Source organism: Kitasatospora sp. NPDC043950 (assembly GCF_056435345.1).
Genome location: NZ_JBWKER010000001.1, coordinates 58,198 through 84,951 on the forward strand (window position 1 = coordinate 58,198; position 26,754 = coordinate 84,951).

The window sequence follows — 26,754 nt, forward strand, 5'->3', positions numbered from 1 at the left end:
CACAAAGCAAAGGACGCAGACTGCAACCCGCACCCCCCCCCCCCCCCCCCCCCCCCCCCCCCCCCCCCCCCCCCCCCCCCCCCCCCCCCCCGGGGTGCCGGTGCTGGGGCTCGGGGGCCTGCTGGTTCTCAGGGGCCTGCCAGGACTCAGGGGCTTGCCGGGGCTCGGGGGCCTGCTTGAGCTCGGCGAGCAGGGTGTAGGCGGTCGAACGGGAGACCCGCAGTGCGGTGGCGACGGCCGGGACGGCGCGGCGGACCGCGAACACCCCGGCCTGGTCGAGTTCGCGCAGGACGGCGAGCCGGTCCTCGCGGCCGAAGCGTTCGAGCGGGCGGCCGTGCGCGCGGACGTAGCCGCCGATCACGTCGTTCATCCGCTCCGTCCAGTCGCGCTCGAAGAGCGGTTCGGGGCGGGGCGCGGTGGGCGCGGCGAAACCCGCCAGCAGGGCGGCGGCGTGCTCCAGCGGGCCCCGGTCGAGGTTGACGCAGAGCACCGCCGAGGGCCGTCCGGCGTCGTCGCGCAGCACGGCGCTGACGGAGGAGAGCCGGCGCCCGTCGGGCAGCAGCTTCTCGTAGGGCCCGTAGACGTCCGGGGCGGACGGGTCGAGGGTGTCCAGTTCGCCGAGCAGCGACGGGTCACCGGGGGTGCGGGGGGTCATCGGGTTCCAGATGGCCAGCACCCGGTCGGCGGTGGCGTCGTGCAGCACCACCTCGGCGTACGGCCCGAGCAGCAGGGCCACGGCGCGGCAGACCGGTGTCCAGGTCCGGACGCGCGGGTCGGGGGTTTCGGTGGTCATGCTCGGACTGTACGTCCAGGCAAGACGTTTAGTCCAGACGATTCATCCGCGACGTTTCGTTCAGGCGTTTCGTTCAGGCGTTTCGTCCGGGCATCCGGCACCTGCGGCGACGACGAAGGCCCCGCCGACGCAGGCGGGGCCTTCGGTGCTCGGGGAGGGTCAGTGGCAGGTGATCAGCAGTCCGAGGACGGCGGTGCAGCTGCGGGTGTCCCGGCTGGTGGCCGGGGTCGGGTCGGCGGGCACGCCGGCGGTGCGGGCCACCGTGACGTCGAAGCTGCGGATCAGGCTGAGCAGGCCGACCGAGATCGAGAAGTGCCGGGTGGTGCTCGCCCCCTTGGCGAGCGGCCCGGTGAGCTTGCAGGTGAGCTTGGTGCCCGCGATGGTGCAGTCGCTGGAGGTCGCCGCGAGGCCGGCCGGGAGGTCGGCGGAGACGGTGCCCGAGGTCAGCGTGTCGGGGCCCTGGCCGGTCAGCGTGACGGTGTAGTCGACCCGGCCGCTCAGCAGGTTGGACACCGGCGTGGCGGTCAGGGCGACGCCGAGGTGGGCACTGGGGGCCGTGTAGCTGAAGCGGTCGACGGCGGCGCTGGTGCCGCCGGGCGTGGTGACCCGGACGTCCACCGGCCCGGTCACCGCGGTGGCGGGGGCGGTGGCGGTGCAGCTGGTCCTGGTGCAGTTGAAGGCGGTGGCGGCGCCCGCCGCGCCGAAGGTCACGGCGGTGGCGCCGTTCAGGTCGGTGCCGGTGACGGTCACCGTCGTGCCGCCGACCCCCGAGCCGCCGGACGGACTGATCCCGGTGACGGCCGGGACGGGCAGCGGGAAGTCGAGCACGTCGACGGCGCCGCCGGTGAAGTCGGTGAGGTAGCCGCGCCGGCCGTCGCCGGTGATCGCCAGGCTGTACGGGCTCGCGCCGACCGGGACGGTCGCGGTGACCGTCCGGCTGGCGGTGTCCACGACGCTGACCGTGTTGTCGGCGTAGTTGGAGACGTACGCGGCGCTGCCGTCCGGGGCGAGCGAGACGGCGTACGGGCCGGCGCCGACGGCGACGGTGCCGACGAGCGTGTTGCCGGTGGTGTCGAGGACGCTGGCGGTGGCGTCGTCGGCGTCGGCGGCCCACAGCCGGGTGCCGTCCGGGCTGAGCGCGAGACCGAAGACGCTGCGGCCGACGGGAACGGTGGCGCTCACCGTGCTGCTCGCGGTGTCGATCACGTTCACCGCCTTCGCGCCGGAGGCGGCGACGTAGAGCCGCTTGCCGTCCGCCGAGACGGCCAGCCCGTGCGGCTCGGCGCCGACCGGGACGGTGGCGGTGACCGTGTTGGTGGTGGTGTCCAGCACGCTCACGGTGTCGGCCCCGGCGTTGCCGACGTAGGCGCGCGAGCCGTCCGCGGAGAGCGCGAGGCCCCACGGCTGGGCGCCGACCGGGACGGTGGCCGTCACGGTGTTGCTCGTGGTGTCCACGACGCTGACGGTGCCGTCGAGGTGGTGGGTCAGGTACGCCCGGTGCCCGTCGGGGGACAGGGCGACCGCGTAGGAGCCGGTGCCGGCGGTGAAGGTGGCGGCCACCGTGTTGCTCGCGGTGTCCAGCACGCTCACGGTGCCGCTGCTCTGGCTCGTCACGTAGGCGTGGCCGCCGTCCGGCGTGAGCGCCACGCCCGCCGGGTAGGGCGCCACCGGCACGTGCGCCTTGACGGTCGGCGGCGGTGTGGCGGCCTCGGCGGTGGCGGGCTGCGACAGCAGTGCGGCCGTGGCCGCGGCTATCGCGGTCACGGCCGTCCAGGTGCGCCCGGGTGCGCGACGTGTTCTCACGAGTCTCTCCAGCATGGTCGGTCAAGGGATGCAACGCCGGTCGCTCCAGCCCCCTGCGGATCCGGAGCCGCACGAAGCGTAGAAGCCGGTATGACCATCCGTCAGGGGCTGATCGGTAATGTCGCCAACTGTTCAGATTCGACCGAGATTCGGACAGCAGCCACCCCGCCGGCCGCGCCCCGTCGCGACCAGGGACCGGCCGGGGGCGGGGCGCGGGCCGACCGTGGATGGGTCATGGGCCGGTCGGGGGCCGGTCGGGGCGGGGGCGTGCAGGAAATTGGAGTTGTGGAGTCGCATTCGATAGCGTTTCGAACGTGAGGCTGACCAAGAGCACCGACATCGCCCTGCGGATCGCCATGCGGCTGGCCGTCCTGAGCGAGGACGCCAACCCGACCACCCGCGAGGTGGCCGAGGCGGTCGGCGTGCCGTACACCCACGCGGCGAAGGTGGTCAGCCGCCTGCAGCACCTCGGCGTGGTGGAGGCCCGGCGCGGGCGCGGCGGCGGGCTGCTGCTCACCTTCGCCGGGCGGACCGGCTCACTCGGGCTGCTCCTGCGCGAGCTGGAGGGGGTCGGCGACGTGGTCGGCTGCGAGGACGACCCGCCGTGCCCGCTGCGGGCCGCGTGCCGTCTGCGCGGTGCGCTGCGGACCGCGCAGGAGGCGTTCTTCGCCGCACTCGACCCGCTCAGCATCGACGACCTGGTGGCCGCACCCACCGGCCCGGTGCTGCTCGGCCTCACCGCCAGACCCACCGACTGATCCCCCACCCCCCGGGGCCGGGCTCACGCACGGCCTTTAATACGAATCTCACATACCAGTTAGGAGCCGGACTGATGCTGTCCGCCAAGTCCGCCGAGGTCATCGAGGCCACCCTGCCCGTCGTGGGCGGCGCCATCGGAGACATCACCCCGCTCTTCTACGACCGCATGTTCGCCGCCCACCCGGAGCTGCTGCGCGACCTGTTCAACCGCGGCAACCAGGCCAACGGCACCCAGCGGCAGGCGCTCGCCGGGTCGATAGCCGCCTTCGCCGGCGCGCTGGTCGCCCACCCCGACCAGCGGCCGGACGCGATGCTCGCCCGGATCGCCCACAAGCACGTCTCCGTCGGAATCGACAGCAGCCAGTACCGGATCGTCCACGAGCACCTCTTCGCCGCCATCGTCGAGGTGCTCGGCGAAGCCGTCACGCCCGAGGTCGCCGCCGCCTGGGACGAGGTGTACTGGCTGATGGTCAACGCCCTCGTCGCCGTCGAGGACCGGCTGCGCGCCGAGGCCGCCGCCGGCGGCGACCAGGCCGACCTCTGGCGCCCCTACACCGTCGTCGCCCGCTACCAGGAGACCGACACCGTCACCAGCTTCCTGGTGCGCCCCGCCGACGGCGGCCCCGTCCCCGCCGCCCGGCCCGGCCAGTACGTCTCGGTGCGCACCGAACTGCCCGACGGCGCCCGGCAGATCCGCCAGTACAGCCTCTCCGGCACCGCCGACGGCGCGCTGCGCTTCACCGTCAAGCGTGAGCCCGGCGGCGAGGTCTCCGCCCACCTCCACGACCACCTGCACACCGGCGGCCTCGTCCACCTCGCGCCCCCGCTCGGCGACATCGCCCTCGCCGACGGCGACGGGCCGGTGCTGCTCGCCTCCGCCGGCATCGGCAACACCCCGATGACCGCCATGCTCGACCACCTCGCCGCCACCGGCTCCGCCCGGCAGGTCGTCTCGGTGCACGGCGACCGCGACCAGCTCACCCACGCCTTCCGCGCCGACCTCGCCCAGCTCACCGCCAAGCTGCCGAACGCCACCGCCCACGTCTTCTACGAGCGGCCGCTCGGCGACTGGCCCGCCGAGCGCACCGGCCTGGTCGACCTCGCCACCGTCGACGTCCCGGCCGGCACCACCGCCTACCTGTGCGGCCCGCTGCCCTTCCTGCGCGCCGTCCGCGAGCAGCTCCTCGCGGCGGGCGTCCCGGCGGCGGACATCCACTACGAGGTGTTCGGCCCCGACCTCTGGCTCGCCTGAGATCCCCTGGGACCCCACGAGGTCCCCGAGATCCCCCGCCCCGGCCGGCCCGCTCGGTACGATCGCGAGCGGGCCGGCCGGTGTCGCCGGACGAAGGGAGGGCCGATGCGGGTCGCACTGTTCGCCACCTGCGTCAACGACGCTCTGTTCCCCGCCACGGCGGTCGCCACCGTCCGGCTGCTCGAACGCCTCGGCGTGACCGTGGACTTCCCCGCCGGGCAGACCTGCTGCGGGCAGCCGCAGTACAACACCGGCTACCGGCGGGCGTGCGAGCCGCTGCTGCGGCGCACCGCACGGGCCTTCACCGGGTACGAGCACGTGGTGACGCCCTCCGGATCGTGCGTGGCCATGGTCCGGGACAACTACCCGCGGATCGGAGCCCGGGCCGCCGCCGACGGCCGGGGCGGCGAACTCGACTCCATGGCCGCCGCGTTGACGCCCCGGGTGTACGAGCTGACCGAGTTCCTCACCGATGTGCTCGGCGTCGAGGACGTCGGCGCGCACTTCCCGCACACCGTCACCTACCACCCCTCCTGCCACGGCCTGCGGGTGCTCGGCCTCGGCGAACGGCCGCTGCGGCTGCTGCGCGCCGTCCGGGGACTGGAACTGGTCGAACTGCCCGGCGCCGAGGAGTGCTGCGGCTTCGGCGGCACCTTCGCGGTCAAGAACGCGGCCGTCTCGGCGGCCATGGCCGAGGACAAGATCGCCCACGCGCTCGGCACCGGCGCCCAAGTCCTGTGCGGCGCCGACAACTCCTGTCTGCTGCACCTCGGCGGCACGCTGCGCCGCCGGGGCGCGGCCCTGCGCCCGCTGCACCTGGCGGAGATCCTCGCCAGCACCGAGGAACACCCGTGGAGACCCGCATGACCGGCGCCTTCCTCGGCATGCCCGCCTTCCGGCAGGCGGCCTCTCCGCAGGCGACCTTCCCACAGGCCGCAGCGGCGGCCGTCCGGGACGAACGGCTGCGCGCCAACCTGCGGCACGCCACCCACACCATCCGGGACAAACGGGCCCGCGCCGTCGCCGAACTCGACGACTGGGCCGAACTGCGTGCGGCCGGCAAGGCGATCAAGGACCACACGCTGCGCCATCTCGACCGCTACCTCGTCCAGTTGGAGGAGGCCGTCACCGCGGCCGGCGGCATCGTGCACTGGGCGGCCGACGCCGAGGAGGCCAACCGGATCGTCGCCGACCTGGTCCGCGCCACGGGAGAGACGGAGGTCGTCAAGGTCAAGTCGATGGCCACCCAGGAGATCGGGCTCAACGAGGCGCTCGCCGCCGAGGGGATCACCGCGTACGAGACCGATCTCGCCGAGCTCATCGTGCAGTTGGGCGAGGACCGGCCCTCGCACATCCTGGTGCCCGCGATCCACCGCAACCGCGCCGAGATCCGGGAGATCTTCGCCGAACGGATGGCCGCCTGGGGCCGCCCCGCACCCGAGGGGCTGACCGACTCCCCCGCCGAACTCGCCGAAGCGGCCCGGCTGCACCTGCGGGAGAAGTTCCTGCGCGCCCGGGTCGCCGTCTCCGGCGCCAACTTCATGGTCGCCGAGACCGGCACCCTGGTGGTCGTCGAGTCCGAGGGCAACGGCCGGATGTGCCTCACCCTGCCGCGCACGCTGATCTCCGTGGTCGGGATCGAGAAGGTCGTACCGACCTGGCAGGACCTGGAGGTCTTCCTGCAGCTGCTCCCCCGCTCCTCCACCGCCGAGCGGATGAACCCGTACACCTCGCTCTGGACCGGCACCACGGAAGGCGACGGCCCGTCCGCCTTCCACCTCGTGCTGCTCGACAACGGGCGCACCGCCGTGCTCGCCGACCAGGTCGGCCGCCAAGCGCTGCGCTGCATCCGCTGCTCGGCCTGCCTCAACGTCTGCCCGGTGTACGAGCGGGCCGGCGGCCACGCCTACGGCTCGGTCTACCCGGGCCCGATCGGCGCCATCCTGACACCCCAACTGCGCGGCACCACCAGCCCCTTGGACGCCTCGCTGCCGTACGCCTCCTCACTCTGCGGGGCCTGCTACCAGGTCTGCCCGGTGGCGATCGACATCCCCGAGGTGCTGGTGCACCTGCGCGAGCGGGTCGCCGAGCAGGGCGGGCACCCGCTGGAGCGGGCCGCGATCGCGGCCGCCGGGTACGTGCTCGACCACCCGGCGGCGCTCGCGGCCGCCGAGCGGCTCGCCGGGCGCACCCGCGCGCTGCACCCTCGCCGACTGCCCGGCCCGGGCCGGGCCTGGACCGACACCCGGGACCTCCCGGAGCTGCCCGCCGAGCCGTTCCGCGACTGGTGGCGGAGGAACCGCTCATGACCTCACGGGAGTTGATCCTCGCCCGGATCCGCGCCGCGCTCGCCGACCCCGCCCCCGGCCGGGACCGGGCAGCGGAGGGGCCGGTCGCCCGGGACTACCTGCGCACGCACAGTCCGGACGATCCGGCGGCCCTGCTCGACCTGCTGCACCACAACCTGGCCGACTACCGGGCCCGGGTGCACCGCTGCACCGAGGCCGAACTGCCCGCCGTCCTGGCCCGGTTGCTGGCCGGACGGGGCAGCCGCACGGTCGCCGTGCCGCCCGGCCTGCCGCCCGCCTGGCTCAGCGCCACCGCCGTCACGGCCGTCCCCGACGACGGCACGCTCACCGCCGCCCGGCTCGACGCCGTGGACAGCGTCGTCACCGGCTGCGCGCTCGCGATCGCCGAGACCGGGACGATCGTGCTGGACGCCGGGCCGGGCCAGGGGCGGCGGCTGCTCACCCTCGTCCCGGACCATCACCTGTGCGTCGTCCGGGCACCCGGGCAGGTCGTCGCCTCCGTGCCGCTCGCACTGCCCCGGCTCGACCCGGCCCGCCCGCAGACCTGGATCTCCGGGCCGTCCGCGACCAGCGACATCGAGCTCGACCGGGTCGAGGGCGTGCACGGCCCGCGCACCCTGGAGGTGCTGCTGGTCGACGGCTGACCGCGCCGACCGGGGCCGCGGCGACTCAGCTCATCGTCACCTCGCTGTACCGGTCGCCCTGGGAGCTGTCCCAGGCCACCTGCACCCGGCAGTCGACCGGCCGCCCGGAAGCGGCCAGTCCCTGCCCCGCGATGGCCGCCGACGGGTCGGCCAGCGTGCTGAACAGGCCGCCCGCCGGCGGGGCGCCGCCAGGTGTGAAGCCAAGGTCCGCGGGCGCGACGGCCGTGGGGTAGAACACCGCCCGGCCCGTGATCGTGTACGTCCCCCGCGTGGTGTCCTTGCGCTTGCGGCCGGGGATGACCGAGCACAGCGAGAAGGTGTCCTCGGCACCGTCCGAGACGTTGCCCGCCGCGTCGACCGTCCACAGCTCCCAGTAGCGGGCGACCGTGGCGTGGGCGCTCGACCCCTTCGCGGTGATGTACGAGTCGATCCGGCTGCCCGACATCGCGTTCCAGTCCGTACCGTCCCATTCCTCCACGGCGAAGACGCGGTTGATCTCCTGGATGATGACGCCCTGCTGGGGCGCGGCGACGCTCAACTGCCGCCTGCGCTCGAAGTAGCCGCACTCGCCTTCCAGGTCGTCGGCCGTCAGATGGGTGAGCGCGATCTGCGTCGCCGGCCCGGTTCCGGGCGTGGGGGCCCGCTGGACCGACACCCCCGCGCCGCCGGAGGCGTCGTGGCCGTGTCGCTGCTGCTCGACCAGCCGGGCCACCGCGGCGTTGCCGAGGGTGCGTTGCAGGGGCAGCGCCGTCGAAGGGGACAGCGGGCCGACGGCCGCGGCCTCCCGGGCGCCCTCGGCCGGGAGGTCCGTGCTCCGGCGCTCGGACGCGGCCCTGCGCCGCCGCGCCGCCTCGTCCTCGGATGCGGAAGCCTGATCGCGCATGTGGCCCTCCTGTCGGCACGGCACCGCCCCGGATGCCCTGGCCAACCTCTACCGGACGGCGGGGCGGCCGGGAAGGTCCGCGAGGGCAGCGCGAAGGGCAGCGCGAAGGGCAGTGCGGACGGCAGTGCGGACGGCAGGGTCCGATTCAGGCGGGCCGCAGCTCCAGCGTGCAGCACTTGGCTCCGCCGCCGCCCTTCAGCAGCTCCGAGACGTCCACCGGGACCGGCTGGTAGCCGTGCTCGACGAGCCGCCCGGCCAGGTGTTTCGCGGCCTCGGGCAGCAGCACCCGGCGCCCGTCCGAGACCGCGTTGAGGCCGAACACCTCGGCGTCGGCCCGGTCGGCGAGGATCGCGTCCGGGTACAGGGTGCGCAGCACGGCCCGGCTGTCGGCGTCGAAGGCCTCCGGGTAGTACATGACGTGGTCGTCGGCGAGCACGGCCAGCGCCGTGTCCAGGTGGTAGAAGCGCGGGTCGACCAGGGTCAGGCCGACCACCGGGACGCCGAAGAACTCGCCCGCCTCGGCGTGCGCGGCCCGGGAGGTGCGAAAGCCCGTCCCGGCGAGCACCCGGCCGCCGGCCACCAGGTGATCGCCCTCGCCCTCATTGACGTGCCCGGCGCGGTGCACCTCGCGGTAGCCGTGCGAGCGGAACCAGGCCTGGTAGGCCTCGGACTCGGCGGCCCGCTCCGGGTAGCGGAAGGTCGCGACCAGCGCCCGGCCGTCCAGCACGGTCGCGCCGTTGGCGGCGTAGACCATGTCGGGCAGGCCGGGCACCGGGTCGATCAGCTCGACGGTGTGGCCGAGGCGGCGGTACAGCCAGTACAGCCGCTCCCACTGGCGGATGGCGAGCGCGGTGTCGGTGGGCTGCGCCGGGTCCATCCACGGGTTGATCGCGTAGTCGACGGTGAAGTACGTCGGCCGGCACATCAGGTAGCGCCGCGGCCTGGCAGTGCGCTCCGGGGTCTGCGTGGGCATTCCTCAACCGTCCTCGGGTGCAGGGGAGTTCGGGGATTCCGTTCCCCAGGCCGCTGCCCCGGCGGGGCTGTTCGCACACCCGCGCGGGCGCCCCCGGCGGGCGCAGGCCCCCGCGCACCCGGCGCGGGCTCCGGCGCACGCGCGGCCGATCGCCACGGGCCGGACCGCACCGAGCGTCACGGGGACGCGCCGCGCCGAACGTCACGAGGACGGGCCGCGCCGAGGTGTCACCAGCGGACCGCGCCGAAGTCCACCGGTGCGGGCCGCAGGCCCCGGCAGCGGTCGGCGAGCGCCCGCAGCCGGGCCGCCGCCTCCTCGGCGGGCATCCGGTGCCGCTGGCCGTGGCCGGGCAGCAGCCACTCGAAGCGCAGCGCGTCCAGGCTGCGGTCCAGCGAGGTGGAGAGCTCCTCGATCGAGTACCAGGTGACGGTGTCGTACACCTCCAGGTCACCGGTGGTGCGGGACCAGTACAGGGTGTCGCCGGTGAAGCAGTACCGCTCGTCGACCAGGTACAGCACGCTGCCGCGGGTGTGGCCCGGGAAGGGGTGGGCGGTGACGCCGGGGGCGACCTCCACCGGTTCGACGCCGCGCAGCACCCGGTCGGCGTCGGGCGCGGCGTCCAGGTCACCCTCGTGGATCCAGAGCCGGGCGCCGAGCCGGTCGGCGTACGCCCGGCCGTGCGCCGCGTGGTCGCGGTGCGTCAGCAGGATGTCGGTGACCGGGCCGAGGACCTCGTACCGGGCCGCGAGCGGCTCGGCGTAGCGGGGCGTGTCGACCATCAGCCAGCCCGCGGGGCGGCGGCAGAGGTAGGAGTTGGCCCCGGCGTTGTGGCGGGAGTTGTGGCCGAGCAGCAGCAGGCCGTCGTCGAGGGCCAGCGGGAAGGGGTCGGTGGCCGGGTCGAGCGGGCCGGTGCCCGGCCGGATGGAGCGGGTCGGACAGGCGTGGGCGGCGGCGAGCAGCTGGCGGTGCTCGGCCTCGTCGCGCGGCTGGCGGACCAGCTCGGAGCGGCCGGCGCGCTCACGGATCAGTCCTGGCGCGAGCTGCCGGGCCACGTCGCAGTTGGTGCAGCGGTCGTCGACGGACCACTGCCCGGACAGACCGGAGGTCGGATTCAGAGCCATGGATGTCTTCCCCCTGGAAGGACGGCGGCCGGGCCGGCCGCCGTCCTTCGAGCATCGTCCGGGCGGGCCCAAAAGCGGAAGGGGGGCGGGATCTTGTGGTTTCCGGGGGCCGCCGCTCTGCACTCCGGTTGTATTCCGGGTGGGGCACGTGGCCCATCTCACGTGCCGGCGGGGTCACCTACGGTGGCGTAGGTCACTTGAATGGGTGAACTATCTCCTTCATGCCGAACCTCCAGGAGACCCTTGACCTCAGTTCGTATGCCGCCCTCGGCGACAGCTTCACCGAGGGCCTGAACGACCCCGGTGCCGACGGCGCCTTCGCCGGCTGGGCCGACCGCCTGGCCGGGTTGCTCGCCGACGGACGGCCGCCGGGCGGGTTCCGCTACGCCAACCTGGCGGTGCGCGGCCGGCTGCTGGACCAGATCATGGCCGAGCAGGTGCCGCAGGTCCGCCGGCTCCAGCCCGACCTGGCCACCTTCTGCGCCGGCGGCAACGACATCCTGCGGCCCGGCAGCGACCCGGACGAGGTCGCCGAGCGCTTCGAGGCGGCCATCGTCCAACTCACCGCCTCCGCCGGGACGGTGCTGATCTGCACCGGCTTCGACACCCGGGACGTACCGCTGTTCAAGCACCTGCGCGGCAAGATCGCCACGTACAACGGGCACATGCGGGCGGTCGCCGACCGCAACGGCTGCAAGGTGGCCGACCTGTGGTCGCTGCGCGCCGTCCAGGACCGCCGGGCCTGGAGCGAGGACCGGCTGCACCTCTCCCCCGAAGGCCACCAGCGGGTCGCCCTGCTGGCCGCCCGCTCCCTGGGGCTGCGCACCGAGCAGGACCCGGAGGCGCCCTGGCCGGCCACCCCGGAGCCGTCCGCCGCCGACCAGCGGCGCGAGAACCTCCAGTGGGCCCGCGAGTACCTGCTGCCCTGGGTCGGCCGACGGCTGCGCGGGGAGTCCTCGGGGGACCACGTCGAGGCCAAGCGGCCTGACCTGCTTCCGCTCTGACGAAACGTCAGGCGGCACCGGGTGCTGCGGTCGTCCTCGCAGCCCTTGCGGTCCTCGCGGTCCGCGCGGCCTTCGCGGTCCGCAGCACCCGGTGCGCCAGCGCGGCGAACGCGGCACCGACCACGTACCAGAACAGGTCCGGCGGATTGAACGTCGACCCCAGCACCAGCCGGGCCAGCTCGCTGCGCCGCCCCAACTCGTCGGGCACCCCGGTGATCTGGAACAGCTCCACCGCCCAGCTCAGTCCCGCCGCGACCACCGCCGCCCGCCCCGGCCGAACACGGGGCGCGACCAGCACCACCAGCGCGTACACCAGCACCGTGTAGAGCGCGTCCCCGGCGTACTTCGCGACGTCCCCGCCGAGCACGGCCCGCACGCCCAGCCCGGCCGCCACCGTCGCCCCGGCCGCCAGCAGCGGCACCACCCGCACCCGCAGGCGCCCCCAGAGATCATCCACCCGCCCCACCCTACGGCCCGGCCGCCGGGTCCAGGGCTGGGCCGTCCGGGTGACCTCCCGCATCCGTGACGCCCGGGCGTCGTTGGCCGCTGCGTGACCGCACACCGAAGCCTGCTCCGGATGGCCGCCGCCGCACTGTTCCTGACGGCCGTCACCGTTCCCTCCGCCGCTCCGGCCGGCGCCGCCGCCGCGGCCCACCCCGCGCCGCGGATCGTCCGCGGCATCCTCGAACCCCCGCTGCCCGTCGACCAGTTCCCGCCCCAGGTCGAGGAGGCGTGCCACATCTGGCACGACCTGCAGTGGCCGACCGCGAACGCCCCCCGGGACTACCCGGTGGCCGGCTCCCCCTTCGTGATCCGCGGCAGCAACGTCTACGGAAACCGCAGCGGCGACCTCCCCCAGGACGGCCACTACCGCGAGTACGACGTCAACCCGCGCCAGCCCGGCCAGCACCGCGACGCCGAACGCCTGGTCCGCGACCCCGCCACCGACCACGTCTGGTACAGCGACGACCACTACGCCAACTTCCACGAGATCAGCTCGGGATGCTCCTGATCCGACCCCACGGACACCGCCCGTGGGCCGGGACCGGGCACGTCACTCGCGTGACCACTCGGTCTCGGCCTCGGGCTCGCCGACGGCGTCGGACCCGCCCCAGACCCGGACCCTGACCGCCCGGGGCCCCGGGGCCGGTCGGGAGAGCGTGCGCACGAACACCTCCCGGACGTGGTTGGCGGCCTGCTGGGGCGGCCCGTCGTACTCCAGGGGGTTCGGCATGGGCGCGCCGCTCTGCCGGGCCCAGTCGCCGTCGTCGTCCTGGGTCTCCAGGACCCATCGGTAGTGCCGCATCCTGACCTCCTCCGGCCCGGGGCCGTTCCTCGGTGCTGTCCGGTCCGTGCGGTCCGGTCAGTGCAGTTCGGTCGTGGGCTCGGAGCCGATGCCGGTGGCCAGGAGGATCTGCCGCGCCGAGTCGGTGCCGCCGGCCCGGACCGCACGGGCCATCGAGGCCAGGGCCGCTTCCCGGCCCGCCTGCGGCGGAACCACGAGCAGACTGAAGTGATCACGGTCGCCCCGCGTGACGATCACCGTGTCGTCGCCGACCGGATACCGGTCGATGCGCACCGACCGGCCCTCGACGACGATCCGGGCCGGCACCTCGTCCCAGGCGTCCGCGTCCAGGCCCACGCTCACCACGGGGCCGAGGTGTTCGGTCAACGCGCCGACCAGGCCGGGCAGTTCGGCGCCGATGTTCCGTGACCGCGGCCACCAGGCGCCATCGAGTGCGCCCTCGCGGGACCGCGTGGTCTCCAGGCGCAGCAGGACCGTCCCCGGTTTCACCGCCTGCCGGAAGCGGTCCGGCAGAAGCCCGGGGTGCGGGGCACCGGCATCGTCCGACATGGCTCGCCACCTCTCCGCGGGCGCGGATCGGGCCCGCTGAACGGGGCCGGCCCTTCGGTTCCAGCAACTGGGCCGCCCCGCCCTCCCACGGTACTCCGACCGCACCGGGGCCGAACGGGCGCCGGCGGACGCCTGCGCGGGGAGGGGCGGCCCTGCTCGACGGCCCGGGGCCGGCCCCGCGTCACCGGGAGCCGCGATGCGTAACACTGTGTGTTGTGTCGAATGCGAAGAATGACGACGGTGGCGCGGGGGCGGGCGGTGCGCCCAGTCCCGACGCCCCGCTGCCGGCCCTCGACCGGGAGCAGGTCGGGGTCCTGCGCCGGGTGGGCCGGGAATGGGGCCGGGCGGCCGGGGATCCGCAGGCCTGGCGCCGGGCACTGCCGGTGGACCCGGAGCTCGGCCGCTTTCCGGCCTCCTCCGAGATCCGGCCGGTGCGCTTCGGCCGCTTCGTGCGGGTGGCCACGGTCGGCGGGCAGCCGTCGCCCGTCGAGGCGGGCGGCGAGGACACCCGGACCTCCCGACTCGGCCGGGCGGGCGCCGGGGTCAGGCACGTGCTGCTCGGGGCCCCGCTGCGCAGTACCGCGATCGCGCACGAGCGGATGCGCAAGCTGGTGGCGCTGCCGGTGCTCTCCGCCGACGCGCTCTCGTCCGTCGCCTACGGGCCCGAGGCGATGCTGGCCGTCCTGGTCCTGGCCGGCACCGCCGGTCTGCGCTACTCGGTGCCCATCGCCGCGACGATCGCGTTCCTGATGCTGGCGGTCGGGGTGTCCTACCGTCAGACGATCCGCGCCTACCCGCACGGCGGCGGCTCGTACATCGTCGCCACCGCGAACCTCGGCCGCCTCCCCGGGCTGGCGGCGGCCGCCGGTCTGATGACCGACTACATCCTCACGGTCGCGGTCTCGATCGCCTCCGGCATGGAGGCCGTCACCTCGGCGATCCCCTCGCTGCGGGGCGACGCCGTGCCGATCGGCCTCGCCGTGATCGGCGTGCTGCTCGCCGGGAACCTGCGCGGCGTACGGCAGGCGGGCGCCCTGTTCGCCGCACCGACCTACGCCTTCGTCCTCGCCGTCCTCGCCCTCATCGCCTTCGGCCTGTACGACGCGGCCGGCCACGGCTTCCAGCCCACCGCGGCTCCGCAGTCGACCGCGACCGAGGGGGTCGGCGTGCTCCTGGTCCTGCGCGCCTTCGCCTCCGGCTCGACGGCGATGACCGGCATCGAGGCGATCTCCAACGCCGTCCCGGCCTTCCAGCCCACCGAGTGGCGCAACGCCCGTACCACCCTGACCTGGATGGTCGGCCTGCTGATCGTGCTCTTCGCCGGCACGGTCGCGCTGGTCCACCTCGACGGCGTCGTCCCCGACGCCCAGGAGACGGTGCTGTCGCAGCTCGCCCACCGCGCCTTCGGCCCGGGCTTCGGCTACGTCTTCACCCAGGCCGCCACGGCCGCGATCCTGCTCCTGGCGGCCAACACCGCCTACAACGACTTCCCCCGCGTCCTCTACCTCCTGGCACGCGACAACCAGGCGCCGCGGATCTTCCTACGGCTGGGCGACCGGCTGGCCTTCAGCAACGGCATCGTCGTGCTCTCGGTCGCCGCGGCCGCGATCTACGCGGCGTTCGACGGCATGACGGCGCCGCTGATCCCGCTGTACGCGGTCGGCGTCTTCCTCGCCTTCACGCTGTCGCAGACCGGCATGGTCGTGCACTGGTGGCGCCTGCGCGACCGCCACTGGCGCAAGAGCCTGATCTTCAACGCCGTCGGCGCGCTGCTCTCGGCGACCGTGCTCGTCACCGCCGCGATCACCAAGTTCACCTCGGGCGCCTGGTTCGCCGCGCTCGTGGTGGGCCTGTTCATCCTGGTGGCCACCAGGATCCGGCACCACTACGAGCAGGTCGCCGCGGCGCTCGCCCTGCACCCGCACGCCGTCGAGGTCCCCGGCCGCGCCCTCACCCGGCCGCGCCCACGGGACGGCGCGCCCGCGCCCTCCGCAGAGGCGGAAGCGGAGTGTGAGCGCGAGGCGGAGAGCGAGGAGACTCCCGAGGAGATCCACCCGCTGCTGATCGTGCCGATCGCCGCACTGGACCTGGCCGGCATGCGCGCCCTCGCCTACGCCGCCTCGCTCCGCCAGCCCGTCCTCGCCCTGCACATCAGCGCCAGCGAGGAGGAGGCCCGGCGCTTCCGCGCGTACTGGAACCTGTGGGGCGACCACCTGCCCCTGAAGATCCTCCTCTCCCCCTACCGCACGATCGTCGCGCCCCTGGTCAACTACATCGAGGCCCTGCACGGCCAGCGCCCGGACCTCACCCTGACCGTCGTCCTCCCGGAGATCGTCGTACGGCACCGGCGCCACCGCCTGCTGCACAACCGACTCGCCCCCCGCCTGCGCAGGGCGCTCCGCCCACTGCCGAAGATCGTCGTCACCACCGTCCCGTTCCACGTCTGAGGACTGTCCAGCGTGTCCGCACCCGGACCGCTACGCGCCGGCGGGCCAGGAGGCGGCGCGGCTTCGGGCGACGTCCGCCCGCCGGCCGGCCTCGCCCGCGCCGGTGGCGGGCACGACCGCCGAGGGCAGGACGTCGGTACCGGGTTCCGGTCCGGCCGCGCCGCGGGCCGGCTCCGAGGCGAGCAGTTCGCTCGCGGTCCGGCTGTCGGCGGGGTCGGCCGCCCGGGCCATCAGCCGCTCGGCGGTGACGGCGTCCGTCTCCGGCGGTACGACCAGCAGGTTCAGCCGCAGCGGGGCGTACGAGCAGACCACGATCAGGTGCTCGTCCTGCTCGACGGTGAACCAGCCCACGTGGACGGTGTGCCCGGCGACCGGGGCCCGGTGCGGGACGGTCGGCCACTGCGCGGGGTTCACGGTGGCCCGGGTGACCCGCCCCCACGGACCGTCCAACGCTGCGGCGAGGGAAGGGAGTTCGAGGAGAAGATCACGCGAGCGGGGCCACCAGGCGCCGTCCAGCCGACCGGGCCGGGTGCCCTCGGGCACCCGGGAGAGCCGTGCTGCGGGTACCGGGGCGGTGGGCGCCATCGCGCGATCGAGGGTCGTGGTCATGATCGAAGACCTGTCCCCGGACCCGGCCTCGGGCCGGATCCGGCATCGTCGTTCGCCGGAGACGACGCCAGTTGTCTTGCCCGGCATGCGAGGTGCCTTCGGTGATGTCCAGGCTACTCTCCGCCAGGCCCGGACCTCGCATGGCGGCCGCAGCAGCGCTTTCCCGACGATTCGTCGGCCGCGAGCCAGCACCCGGCTTCGATCGGATGGTTCCGGCTGCACGCCGGTGACTGTTTGCGCACGCGGCGTGTGGGACGACCCGCTGGAGTCCCGCCCCTCGCGCCGGGAGCGGCCGGCCGACGGGCAGCGGCGCGCCTGCCTGCCTTTCGGGAAGGGCGAGGAGAGGTGCCCGGCGAACGGCTTCGCCCTCAAACCGACCGGCAGGCCCGCCGCCCGGCCGCCGCCGCCGCGTCCGGCCTCTGCCAGGATGGGCGTCCTCGACCCCGGGCGCGGCGAAAGGGCGGCACAGTGGTGGAACTCGACCCGAAGAGGCTGCTGATCCTGCGCCAGATCGCCGACGCCGGCAGCGTGGCGGGCGCCTCGCGCGCGCTGGGCCACACCCCCTCCGCGGTGTCCCAGCAACTGGGCCGGCTGGAACGCGAGGTCGGCGTCCCCCTGGTGGACCGCACCGGTGGACGGGCCGAACTGACCGCCGCCGGCCGCCTGTTGGCGGGCTACGGCGACCGGATCGGCCAGGCGCTCCAGGACGCCGCCCGCGACCTGCGCGCACTCGGCGCCGCCGCCGCCGGCCCGGTCGCCATCGGTGTGCCGCCGCCCGCCATCACGTTCTTCGCCACCACCGCCGTCCACCTGCTCGCCCGCACCCACCCCGACCTGGCCCCCCGCCTGGTGGAGACCGGACGGCAGGAGGGCCTGCGCGCCCTGCGCCTGGGCGAACTGGACGTCCTGGTCATCGAGGACGACCGGCAGGAACCCACCCCGCTGCCGCCCGGCGTCGAGGCGAGCGTCATGTTCGAGGACGCCTACCGCCTGGTCGTCCCCTCCGACTGGCCCCCGCTCGCCGACCCCGCCCAGCTGTCCGGCCGCCCCTGGATCGCCGCCCCGGCCGGCTCACCCCGGCAGCTGGCCTTCCGACGCCTGGCAGCCCGGCACGACATCGTGCCCCTGGTCGAGCACACCGCCCACTACCGCTTCGCCGTCTACACCATGCTCGCCGCCCGTCTGGGCGCGGCGATCCTGCCCGCGAACGCCGCCGCCCTGATCGGACCGGGCGCCGGCACCGTCACCGCGCTGCCGGTGCCGGGCGCCTACCTGGTGCGCCTGCTGCGCCGCACCGGACCGTGGGGGGCGCCGCCGGCGGTGCGGGCGGCGGCCGAGGCGCTGCAGAGCGCGCTGCTGGCGGCGAGCGAGCGGCTGGCGGCTCAGGGTCTGACCGAGAGTGAGCCGCGCGTGAACGGCCACCTGGTCGACCCCAGCGAGCCGAACACGCCCGCCGACCCGCCCGTCGCGACACCGTAAGCGCTGCTGAACGCCAGGGGTGAGTGCCGCTTGCTGGTGCCCGGCCCGGCCCTCTGCCAGCGTGGCCGGGTGACCACCATCGCGGACGAGCGACCCCCCGCCCCTCCTCCTGCCCCCTCCGGCGGGCTGCGCCGCCGGGCGCGCGCCGCCACGCGTCTGATCCAACGGGCGGCCTGGGCCACCACGCTGGCCGGCGCGGTGACGACGGCCTGCACCCCGTGGGGATCCACGCCCTGGTACACCGGCTGGATCGGCGCTGCCGGTGCGGCGGCACTCGCGGCGCTGGCCTCACCGGTGCGGTCGGCCCTGGGCGAGAGCCCGCGCTCCGGCTCCGTCGCCGCCCTGTTCCACGGCGCCATGCTCGCCCTGATGCTCTGCACCTTCGCCGGCTGCTTCGCCTTCTCCCTCAGCGGCTGGTTCCACGAGCACGACCGCGACCTGCACGCCACGCTGCGGGTGTCCGCCACCGTCACCGGCTGCCACAACAGCGGTGACACCAGTACCGAGTGCACCTTCCTCTGGACGGCGGACGGGCACGAGTACCGCGCCGCCGAGGGCACGGACGTGCAGTGGCCCGACGGGCACCGGGTCGACGTGCGGATCGATCCCGTCCACCCGCAGCGGGATCCCGTCACCGACGGCGGCTACTGGCCGCTGTGGATCGCGGTCGTCGTGGGCGGGATCGGCACCCCGTTCAGCCTGTGGGCCTGGTGGGTCCTGGAGGAGTCCGCGAACTACTGACACCGCACCGGGCCCCTGCGGGTGCGGGTGTCAACCAATCGTCTCCGGATCAACACCGAACTCGGCGTGACCAGCAGGCTCCAGGCCGACCTGCTGCTCCAACGGCCGCGCGCGAGCGGGCAGGGAGGCCTGAACACCGCTCAAGGCCTCGCCGACGGCGAGGCCTTGAGCGTGCCGGTCAGCCCACGGTGGTGGTGCTCAGGCGTCCACGCCGTAGTACTGCGCGAGGAAGCCGGTCACGTCCGCCGCGTGCGGGAGCAGCTCCGGCAGTTGGGCGGCGAGCGCGGAGCGGGTGGCCTCGGCGAGTTCGGGCAGGCCGGTGGCGGCGCCCTTCACGTACGGGTCGAGGCGGCGGATGAGCTCGTAGTTGCTCTCCACGTCGAGCTGGCGCATGGCCTTCTCCAGCGGCGGCGCCCCGGCCGGCGGGACGGCGGGCAGCACCCGGCTGACGAAGGTGACCCGGTGCAGCACCCGCCAGCACGGGGGCTTGCGGTCCGACTGGCGGGCCTGGCGCAGCGCCGCCGCGTTGGGGTCGTTGCCGTTCGCGAGCCAGGTGGGGTCGACGACCTTGTGGAAGAAGGTCTCGAAGTGCTCGCTGTCCTCGCCGAGGTAGAAGCTGAGGAAGCGGTAGGCGTCCACCTTGCCGGGCACCTTGACGGGTTGGCCGTCCTGGTCGAAGACGGGCTTGCGGTCCTGGTCGTAGCGCTGGAGGTTGGTGGCGGGGTTGACCTCCACGTTCAGTCCGAAGGAGCGGGTGGCCTCCTTGCCCCGGGCGCGGGTGGCGGTCATCCCGCCGCCGACGGAGGCGTCCAGCTGGGCGCCGATGCCGATGCCGGCGATCTGGAAGGAGGTGCCGACCGAGGTGCCGACCGATCCGGACAGCGAGTACGAGCCCGAGGTCGTCTCGCTGACCACGTCGGTGGTCTCGGTGGTCTCGGCGAAGAACCCTCCGGCGGCGGTCCAGACGTAGGTGTTGACCAGGTCCCGGCGGGAGAAGCCCTGGCCGGTGGCGCTGTCGGTGGTCCCCCGCTCGCGGGCCGGCGAGGCGTCGGTGCCGATCGCGCCGCCGAGTACCCGGCCGGCCCGTTGGGCGGTGGGGTCGGGGGCGTGGGTCTCGGTGGAGACGGTGTCGTAGTAGCTGTGCAGGCGCTGCTGGTCGCGCTGGATGCGGCGCTTGAGCGCGTACGCCTCGCGGGGCTTGAAGTAGCTGTACTCGCCGCGCTCGCGGGTGCCCCGGTAGTCGGGGTCGGCGACCTTCCCGCGCTCGTCGAAGCCGACGGTGCCGTCGAGGGTGCCCTGCTTGGTGTAGCGGGGGTTGATCGGGAACGGGATGACGTTCCAGTCCTTGGGGATGTCGGGGTTGGGCTGGATGCGGTAGGCGACCAGGGCCCCGCTGTGGGCCAGGCGCAGGGCGAAGACGTCGGCGGTCTGGGACTGCACGACGGCGAAGCCGGTGTTGGCCGGGACGTAGCGGCGGCCGGTGGCGGGGTTGAGCAGGCGGCCCGGGTCCTCCCAGTGGCCGGTGAGGGAGACCTTGGTGGTGCGGGCGGTGTTCTCGCCCTGGGAGACGGAGGTCTCCTCCGCCCAGCTGTTGGAGAACTCCAGGTTGCCGCGCACGCAGGCGGAGACGCCGCCCTTGGCGATGGCCTTGGCGATGCCGAAGCCGAGCGGGGCGGTGATCATCCAGACGTCGACGTCCACCTCGTTGGACAGGGCGAACCCGAAGGCGGCGTCGACGCTGCGCTCCTTGGCGGAGGACAGCGAGCGCACCACCTGCTCGGCCTCGGTGAGTTGGACGGAGGAGGCGCCCTCGAAGGTGTCGCTGCCGGGGTCGGTGAGCCCGGCGGTGAGGTTCTCCGAGGGGACCGGCGGGGCGCCCTCCACGTAGCCGACGAGCTGCGGGTCGAACTGGATCTGGCTGACCCATTCGCTCACCAGCTCGCCGACCTTGTAGCCGGTGACCAGGTGCCAGCGCCCGTCCCGCAGGTAGCTGTAGGCGCGCTTGAGGACGCCGAACGCCTCGCCGCGGGCGCCGTACTGCATGTCGGCGTACTCGGCCACGGCCGGGGCGGCGGAGACGGTCTCGTGGAACGGGGTGCGCATGCCGGCCAGCGCCGAGCGGACCTGCGCGGTGTCGGTGGAGACCGGCGCGCTGGACAGGACGGTGCGCGGGCGGGTGGCCTCGGCGCCCAGGCGCAGGTGGTTGCCGCGCAGGCCGTCGTCGCGGACCTGGGCGACGTCCGGCTCGGTGGAGTCGCGGTCGAACGGCCAGTAGGCGACCAGGTCCTCCTTCTCGCCCTTGAGCCGGGTGAAGAGGTTGTCGAGCAACTGCTCGTGGGTGCGGGCGGTGCGCCAGATCCGCACCTCCTCCAGCACGCCGTTCAACGACTCCGCGGCCTTGCCGCCCCTGATCACCGCGCCCAGGGTCAGCTGGGCGTCGCCGGCGTCGGCGAGGGCCGCGCTGTCGGGGGCGCCGGGGGTGCCCGCCGGGTCGCAGGCCACGGCGACGCCGTTGCGGTAGAGCCGGAAGACGCTGCCGCGCGGGTCGGGGTTGCGGACCCAGCGGGCGCCGCGCAGCCGGGCGGGGTGCGAGCCGGTGGCGTCGGCCGCCGTGCCGCCGGCGTTCTCCTCGAACCGCCAGTGCGCGATCAGGCCCCGGTCGCGGGCGGTGACGGCGGTGCCGAGCCGGGCGGCGTCGCGGGCGGCGCCCCAGATCCGGACCTCGGCGAGCACGCCGGTCAGCCGCTGCACGACGGAGCCGTCGCGGGCCCGGCCCAGCTCCAGCGGCGCGTCGTTGCCGCGCGGGCCGGGGCCCTCGTAGCGGGCCGTGCCGATCTCCCGGCCGTCCAGGTGGAAGCGGATGTCCTGCCACTCGCGGACCGCCACCGACTCGACCAGCTCGACGCTCTGGGTCACCGGCTTGCCGTCGGCCCCGGCCGCGGTGATCTGGCGGGTGCCCTTCTGCTCCTGCATCGAGCGCCCGCTCTTGCGGACCACCGCGATCCGGTGGAACGCCCCGGCCTTGACGCCCTCGGTGGAGGTGTACCGCACGGCCCGGCCCTCGGGCTCCTCGAAGGCGAACTCCAGCCTGCCGTCGGGCAGCACCGCCAGGCGGTACGGCACGCTGCCGCCCGCGCCGTCGGCGGTGCGGCCCTTGGAGAGCAGGCCCTGGGTCTCGCCGAGCCGGTCGAGGCGGGCGAAGACCTCCAGCGTCAGGTCGTCGGCGATGTCGAGGGCGTCGTCGTCGGCGACCTCCAGGTAGGCCTCGCCGTCCAACCGGACGGCCCAGGACTGCTGGTAGGCGGCGGCGAAGTGGCTCCACTCGCTCAGCGGGAAGGTCTCCCGGCTGACCACCCGGCGATCGCCGACGGTGGCGACGGCCCAGTAGCGGCCGCCCTCGATCGGCGACGGCGCGGGCACCGGGCCCGGCTTGCCGCGCAGTTCGGCGTGCCGCTGGTTGCCGGAACGGTCGGCCAGCACGGGCTGCGCACCGGCCGCCGGGGCGGAGTAGAGCCAGTAGCCGAGCAGCCCGGTCTCGCCGCCGGTGAGCCGGCGCTTCATCGCGGCGCGCACGTCGTCGCCGCCGCGCGCGCTGGACCAGAGCCGGACTTCGTCGATCTGTAGGGAGGCGAACTTGGTGGCCTGGAAGGGCACCTGCGCCAGGGAGAGCCTGCCCTGGCCCCGGTAGGGGGCGCTCGCGGTGCGGCGGGCGATCTCCTGGCCGTCCCGGTAGACCACCTGCTGGCTGGTGCCGCGTTCGAAGACGCAGGCCCAGTGGTGCCACTGGGTGTCGCCGAACCGCTGGGTGGTGTCCAGGTCGTCGCCGAAGAAGGCGAAGGTGAACTTGCCGTTCGACCGGAAGCCGATGTGCAGGCTCTCGTTGTTGCGGCCCTGGTCGCCGCCGTGCCCGAGGACGAAGTGGTCGCGCTCGTCGACGGCGGTGCGGCGGGCCCAGAACTCGACGGTGAAGTCGCCGTCGCCGAAGCCGAACGCGCCGGGCACCACCGCGGCGGCGCTCACCCCGTCGTAGGCCAGCGCCGAGGCGGCGGGGCCGCCGAGCAGCCCCAGGCCGTACGGGGTGTCGCCCGCGTTGGCGTGCACCAGCCGCACCGGGCCCTCGACCCGCTCGGGGTTCACCCAGGCCTCCAGGGTGAGGTCACCGGGGGTGGCGGCCCGCGGCAGTTGCTCGGCGGGCAGGGTCAGGAAGCGCCCCTGCCCGTCGAAGGCGTAGGCGCGGCCGGGCATGTCGGCGCGCCAGCGTCCGCCGTGGCCGCGCAGCAGGTCGCCGGCGGTGCCGACCGGGATCTCGGCGAGGCCGCCGGGGTCGACGGTGACCAGCCGGGAGCCGGACGAGAGCGCCACACCGGGCGCGGAGGCGGTGGCCCAGCGCTGGTCGTAGCGCACCCGCTGCACGCCCATGCCCGGCTTCAGCACCGTCGGGTCCGCGCCCGCGCCCAGCTTCAGCGACTTGCTGCCGGCGGGGTGGTCGCCCTCGAAGCGGAAGCCGTGGCCGCCGACGGTGACGAAGCCGGGGCCGGCGAGCCGGGCGAGGGTGCCCTCGGTGAACTCCACCACGCCGCCGTCGATCCGCAGCACGGTGCCGATCGGCACCGGCTGTTCGGCCGCGCCGTTGACCACGGCGGCGAAGTCCTCGGCCCGGCGGGGCAGGTGGGACCACTGCTCGCTCTGCCCGTCCCGGCGGATGGTCAGCTTGACCTGGGCCGGGTTGTCGCCGACCTCGACGGTGATCTCCGCCGCGGCCAGGTCGGTGGCGGCATCGCGGGCGGTGAAGGCGAGCGCCTTGCCGCCGGCCGTCAGCCGCCGGGAGGAGCGCAGCACCTGCGTGTCGTAGTAGCCGGCGAAGAACTGGCCGTTGGCGCCCCGGAAGTAGAGCACCAGGCTGCCGGTGGCGCTGTCCAGCAGGAACGGCCGGTCACTGCCCCGGGCGAAGGCGAGCAGCGCGCCGGAGCTGCTGAGGCCGGTGCGGTCGACGGAGAGCTGGGACATCGGCAGGGCGATGTCGTCGGAGCCGCGCACGCCGCCGGTGAGCCGGCCCAGCTCCTCGCGCTTGGCTGCCAGCAGGGCCTGCCGGGCCGGCAGGTCGCGGCGGTGGCGGGCGAGCGCGTCCTGCTTTCCGCCCAGTGTCAGCAGCCGATTGTCGATGTCCAGGATCTGCTGGTTCCGCTGGGCGGCACTCGCGCCCGGCCTGCCGGAGGCGCCGTCCTTCTCCAGCACGATGACGCCCTCGCCGGAGGCGTTGACCGTCCCGTAGTCGTACTGCACGATGCGGTCGCCCTGGCTGTCCCGGGCGCAGACCAGCTTGCCGCTGCGGCGGACCACCAGGCCTCGGCCGTTCCAGCTGTCCAGCGCGAAGTGGGTGGCGTCGTTGTCGGCCTCCCGGCGGTACTGGATCAGCGGGGTGTCGTTGTCGGTCTTCCCGCCGGAGAGGTTCATGTCCAGACCGGAGTCGACGTTGCGCAGGAAGTAGCAGGGGACGCCGTTGAGGTTGGTGCCGGTGGATTCGAAGGTCCACAGTGTGGAGGCGGCCGTCCGGTTGGCGGTGCGCACCAGCGGGGCCGTCGCGTCCTTGCGGTCGTTCTCCACCGCGAGGTACTGGTCCCGGCCGTCCTTGGGCAGCCTGAACCGCAGCCGGTAGCGCCAGAGGGTGACGTCGTCGTCCTGGCCTGCCCGCAGTTCGGCGCGCCGGCGCTCCAACTCCGGGACCTCGGCGGTCTCCTGCTGGAGGCGGGCGATCTCCGCCTCGGAGTTGGCCACGTCCCGGACGAGCTTGGCCACCTGGGCGTCCAGGTCACCGACGGCGTCCACGGCGCCGCTGGAGTCGGGGGCGGCGAGCACCGGCAGGGCCACCCGGTCCGGGATCTCGGCCAGCCGGCCGTCCCCGCCGACGCCCAGGTCGAGGGTGGCGAGGTAGGCGTCGTCGGTGGCCTTGCCGCTCACCGGGTCGGGCCCGCCGGTGGCGCAGGCGAGCAGCACCCGGGCCTGGCGCTTGACGGGCTTGGCCGCGCCGTCGTACCCGGCCGGGGAGGCCTCCTGCTGGTGGTGCAGGACGGCGGAGAGGCCGGAGACCACCGTGCGCCCGGTGAAGGCGAAGCTGTCGCGGCGCACCCCGGGGTTGTCGCCGATCGGGGCCTCGGAGGTGATCCAGGCCGGCCCGCCGCGCAGAGCCGCGTTGCGGGCGTTGTCCGTCTGGTCGTACAGCGTGTCGCCGGCGCCCTCGTCGAAGCGGTAGTAGACGGCCAGGCCGGGCTCGTTGCCGATCAGGCGGCGGCCGCGGTCGGCGGCCAGCTCGTCGCCGCTGCGGGGGCGGTTCCAGATCCGGACCTCGTCCAGTTCGGCGCGGCCGAACGAGCCGAGGGCGCGGCCCAGGGTCAGCGGGCCGAGACCGGCGTAGGGCATGTCGGTGGTGCGGCGGCCGAGTTCGACGCCGTCGCGGTAGACGATCTGCTCGCGGGTGGCGCGGACGAAGACGCAGGCCCAGTGGTGCCAGTCGGTGTCGCTGGTGCGCCGGCCGACGTTCAGGTCGTCGGCGTAGAAGGCGAAGGCGAAGGTGTCGTCCGAGCGGAAGCCGATGTGCAGGCTGCGCAGCCGGGCGCCGGCGGCCGCGCCGTGCCCGATCAGGAAGTCCTCCCGGCCGCCGGTCGCGGTGCGCCGGGCCCAGAACTCCACGGTGAAGTCCGCGTCGGCGAGTTGGAGGGCGTTGGCGGGCAGCTCGGCCACGTCGTCGACGCCGTCGAAGCGCAGCGCCGTCTCGGCGTGGCCGCTCTCGCTCACCGCCGGTACCAGCGGCCGGCCGGTGAACGGGCAGGTGCCGGGGGCGGGTTCGTAGACGGCCTCGCGGTAGCGCTCGTCGGGGCTGGTCCAGGCCTGCGAGCCCTGGGTGTTGAACAGCCCGTCGCGGCTGCGCTCGACGCTGAAGCCGTCGATCCGGGCGGTGGCGTCGTTGTGCGCGAAGATCTGCCAGCGCTCCCGGCCGTGCACGGCGGTGGGCACCAGCAGGGCGGTGAACCGGCCGCGGGAGAGGTTGCGGACGAAGTTCAGCTCCTGGGTCGGCTCGATGAACGCCCGGCCCTCCATGTCCCGGGTGCCGAGGCTGTCCTTCGCGGAGTCCGGGCGGCCCTTGTGCCGGCTGCGGCGGTAGCGGACCTCCAGCACCGGCTTCAACTCGCCGCCGACCAGCAGGAACCGGTCGCAGAGCAGCGTGGCGTCGACCACCGGCGTCCGGCCCGCACCGCCGCCGGCGAGGTAGTCGGTGCGGGTCGGGTCGGCCGAGGAGCCGGTGCCGTCGGCGAGCCGGAAGACGGCGTCCGCGTCGTCGGCCCGGATCGACTGGCGCAGCACGTACAGGTGGGTGCCGTCGGAGACCACGTGGAAGGGCGCGGCCGCACCGAGCCTGGCCGTGCTGGACAGGAACGGGTCCAGTTCGTCGTCGCCGAGCCGCTCCGCCGGATCCGCCTCGACCCGCCCGCCGCGCTTGACCACGGGCATCCGCACCGCACCGGCCACCGCGTAGCCGACCCGGGCCAGCTCCGCCGGGAACGGCAGCGGCAGCGGGTTCTCCGACCAGTACGCCGCATCCGCCTCCCCGCGCGCCTCGTCGTGCTGCGACAGGTCGAGGACCGTGTAGACGATCCGCCGCTGGTCGTCCATCGCGAAGGCGACCGTGCTGCCCTGGTGCCGCACGGTCGTGGTGTGCACATAGGAGCGGTCGCTGTAGACCCGCGCCAGATGCTGAACCTCCGTCAAACCCGCCACCTCACAAGCCGTTGGCCGCCGGGAACGCGACGACCGGTGATCAACACTTAACGTGTCGACGTTCTCACTCGACGTGACGGGTGGGCAAGGTGGCTTTCCGCCAGTGCGCGGCTGGAATCCGATCATGCACGGGCGCGGCGGATTCCCCGCGAGTGCGAAGGGCGGGCGGAAGGACTGCGCCTGAGGTCAGGCCGGGCGGGCCGTCGCCGTGGACGCGCGGGCAGGCCGGTGCGGTACCGGGTGCGGCATCACGGTCATACTTGATCGGAAGTCGATCGAAAGATATGGTCCGATCAACCAGCGGCGGTT

At 74.3% G+C, this 26,754-nt stretch carries 20 protein-coding genes; 10 read left to right on the plus strand and 10 right to left on the minus strand.

All coding sequences use genetic code 11. From position 1 onward, the window contains the following. Both AC07BF_RS00280 and AC07BF_RS00285 read right to left on the minus strand, forming a co-directional pair. A partial coding sequence (locus AC07BF_RS00280; RefSeq protein ID WP_478332668.1) for a helix-turn-helix transcriptional regulator occupies window positions 1–793 on the minus strand: 793 nt, incomplete at its 3' end. Between the two features lie 159 nt (window positions 794–952). Then, complete coding sequence (locus AC07BF_RS00285; protein WP_478332669.1) at window positions 953–2,596, minus strand: YVTN family beta-propeller repeat protein; 1,644 nt, start codon at window positions 2,594–2,596, stop codon at window positions 953–955. 314 nt (window positions 2,597–2,910) lie between these two features. Here AC07BF_RS00285 and AC07BF_RS00290 point away from each other — a divergent pair, with 314 nt between their 5' ends. The 5 genes from AC07BF_RS00290 (at window position 2,911) to AC07BF_RS00310 (ending at window position 7,560) form a co-directional block, all read left to right on the plus strand. Continuing rightward, window positions 2,911–3,354, plus strand: coding sequence for an RrF2 family transcriptional regulator (locus tag AC07BF_RS00290; protein WP_363586450.1), 444 nt, complete (start codon window positions 2,911–2,913; stop codon window positions 3,352–3,354). A 74-nt stretch (window positions 3,355–3,428) separates the two neighbouring features. Next, window positions 3,429–4,607, plus strand: coding sequence for a globin domain-containing protein (locus AC07BF_RS00295; RefSeq protein ID WP_478317703.1), 1,179 nt, complete (start codon window positions 3,429–3,431; stop codon window positions 4,605–4,607). A gap of 105 nt (window positions 4,608–4,712) precedes the next feature. After that, window positions 4,713–5,474 carry a (Fe-S)-binding protein gene (locus AC07BF_RS00300; protein ID WP_478332670.1) on the plus strand — a complete coding sequence of 254 codons (762 nt, stop codon included), beginning with the start codon at window positions 4,713–4,715 and terminating at the stop codon, window positions 5,472–5,474. Then, on the plus strand, window positions 5,471–6,916 hold the full coding sequence (locus tag AC07BF_RS00305; RefSeq protein WP_400806156.1) for a lactate utilization protein B: 1,446 nt from the start codon (window positions 5,471–5,473) through the stop codon (window positions 6,914–6,916). Before AC07BF_RS00300 ends, AC07BF_RS00305 begins: the two co-directional genes overlap by 4 nt. After that, the gene (locus tag AC07BF_RS00310; protein WP_478332671.1) at window positions 6,913–7,560 is read left to right on the plus strand and encodes a LutC/YkgG family protein; all 648 of its coding nucleotides are present in this window, start codon (window positions 6,913–6,915) and stop codon (window positions 7,558–7,560) included. Before AC07BF_RS00305 ends, AC07BF_RS00310 begins: the two co-directional genes overlap by 4 nt. A gap of 25 nt (window positions 7,561–7,585) precedes the next feature. On the opposite strand, the gene AC07BF_RS00315 is transcribed toward AC07BF_RS00310, so the two are convergent. The 3 genes from AC07BF_RS00315 to AC07BF_RS00325 all read right to left on the minus strand — a co-directional run bounded on the left by AC07BF_RS00315 (window position 7,586) and on the right by AC07BF_RS00325 (window position 10,537). After that, a complete protein-coding gene (locus tag AC07BF_RS00315; protein ID WP_363586455.1) occupies window positions 7,586–8,443 on the minus strand; it encodes a hypothetical protein in 858 nt (285 codons plus the stop codon). Between the two features lie 145 nt (window positions 8,444–8,588). Then, complete coding sequence (ddaH, locus tag AC07BF_RS00320) at window positions 8,589–9,416, minus strand: dimethylargininase (protein ID WP_363586456.1); 828 nt, start codon at window positions 9,414–9,416, stop codon at window positions 8,589–8,591. A 227-nt stretch (window positions 9,417–9,643) separates the two neighbouring features. Then, complete coding sequence (locus AC07BF_RS00325; protein ID WP_478332672.1) at window positions 9,644–10,537, minus strand: MBL fold metallo-hydrolase; 894 nt, start codon at window positions 10,535–10,537, stop codon at window positions 9,644–9,646. Window positions 10,538–10,758: 221 nt separating this feature from the next. On the opposite strand from AC07BF_RS00325, the gene AC07BF_RS00330 reads away from it, so the two are divergent. Then, entirely contained in the window at window positions 10,759–11,541 is a 783-nt protein-coding gene (locus tag AC07BF_RS00330; RefSeq protein ID WP_363630515.1) for an SGNH/GDSL hydrolase family protein, read from the plus strand. A gap of 7 nt (window positions 11,542–11,548) precedes the next feature. On the opposite strand, the gene AC07BF_RS00335 is transcribed toward AC07BF_RS00330, so the two are convergent. Beyond that, window positions 11,549–11,998 (minus strand): ribosomal maturation YjgA family protein, encoded by a 450-nt coding sequence (locus AC07BF_RS00335; RefSeq protein ID WP_363586459.1) that lies wholly within the window; start codon window positions 11,996–11,998, stop codon window positions 11,549–11,551. 120 nt (window positions 11,999–12,118) lie between these two features. Between AC07BF_RS00335 and AC07BF_RS00340 the strand changes: the two genes are divergently transcribed. Further along, entirely contained in the window at window positions 12,119–12,553 is a 435-nt protein-coding gene (locus tag AC07BF_RS00340; protein ID WP_363586460.1) for a ribonuclease domain-containing protein, read from the plus strand. A 42-nt stretch (window positions 12,554–12,595) separates the two neighbouring features. Here the strand turns inward: AC07BF_RS00340 and AC07BF_RS00345 are convergent, their stop codons facing one another. Beyond that, window positions 12,596–12,847 carry a hypothetical protein gene (locus AC07BF_RS00345; protein ID WP_363586461.1) on the minus strand — a complete coding sequence of 84 codons (252 nt, stop codon included), beginning with the start codon at window positions 12,845–12,847 and terminating at the stop codon, window positions 12,596–12,598. 57 nt (window positions 12,848–12,904) lie between these two features. Next, window positions 12,905–13,396, minus strand: coding sequence for a DUF5994 family protein (locus AC07BF_RS00350; RefSeq protein ID WP_363586462.1), 492 nt, complete (start codon window positions 13,394–13,396; stop codon window positions 12,905–12,907). A 599-nt stretch (window positions 13,397–13,995) separates the two neighbouring features. Between AC07BF_RS00350 and AC07BF_RS00355 the strand changes: the two genes are divergently transcribed. Next, complete coding sequence (locus AC07BF_RS00355; RefSeq protein ID WP_478332723.1) at window positions 13,996–15,843, plus strand: APC family permease; 1,848 nt, start codon at window positions 13,996–13,998, stop codon at window positions 15,841–15,843. A 30-nt stretch (window positions 15,844–15,873) separates the two neighbouring features. Here the strand turns inward: AC07BF_RS00355 and AC07BF_RS00360 are convergent, their stop codons facing one another. Further along, the gene (locus AC07BF_RS00360) at window positions 15,874–16,452 is read right to left on the minus strand and encodes a DUF5994 family protein (protein WP_363630512.1); all 579 of its coding nucleotides are present in this window, start codon (window positions 16,450–16,452) and stop codon (window positions 15,874–15,876) included. A gap of 471 nt (window positions 16,453–16,923) precedes the next feature. Here AC07BF_RS00360 and AC07BF_RS00365 point away from each other — a divergent pair, with 471 nt between their 5' ends. Together AC07BF_RS00365 and AC07BF_RS00370 are read left to right on the plus strand one after the other, a co-directional pair. Next, window positions 16,924–17,931, plus strand: a complete 1,008-nt coding sequence (locus AC07BF_RS00365; protein WP_478332673.1) for a LysR family transcriptional regulator — start codon at window positions 16,924–16,926, stop codon at window positions 17,929–17,931. A 69-nt stretch (window positions 17,932–18,000) separates the two neighbouring features. Continuing rightward, window positions 18,001–18,672 carry a DUF3592 domain-containing protein gene (locus AC07BF_RS00370; protein ID WP_478332674.1) on the plus strand — a complete coding sequence of 224 codons (672 nt, stop codon included), beginning with the start codon at window positions 18,001–18,003 and terminating at the stop codon, window positions 18,670–18,672. Between the two features lie 198 nt (window positions 18,673–18,870). Here AC07BF_RS00370 and AC07BF_RS00375 read toward each other — a convergent pair whose 3' ends face one another. Further along, window positions 18,871–26,436, minus strand: coding sequence for a LamG-like jellyroll fold domain-containing protein (locus tag AC07BF_RS00375; protein WP_478332675.1), 7,566 nt, complete (start codon window positions 26,434–26,436; stop codon window positions 18,871–18,873). Window positions 26,437–26,754: the final 318 nt, after the last annotated feature.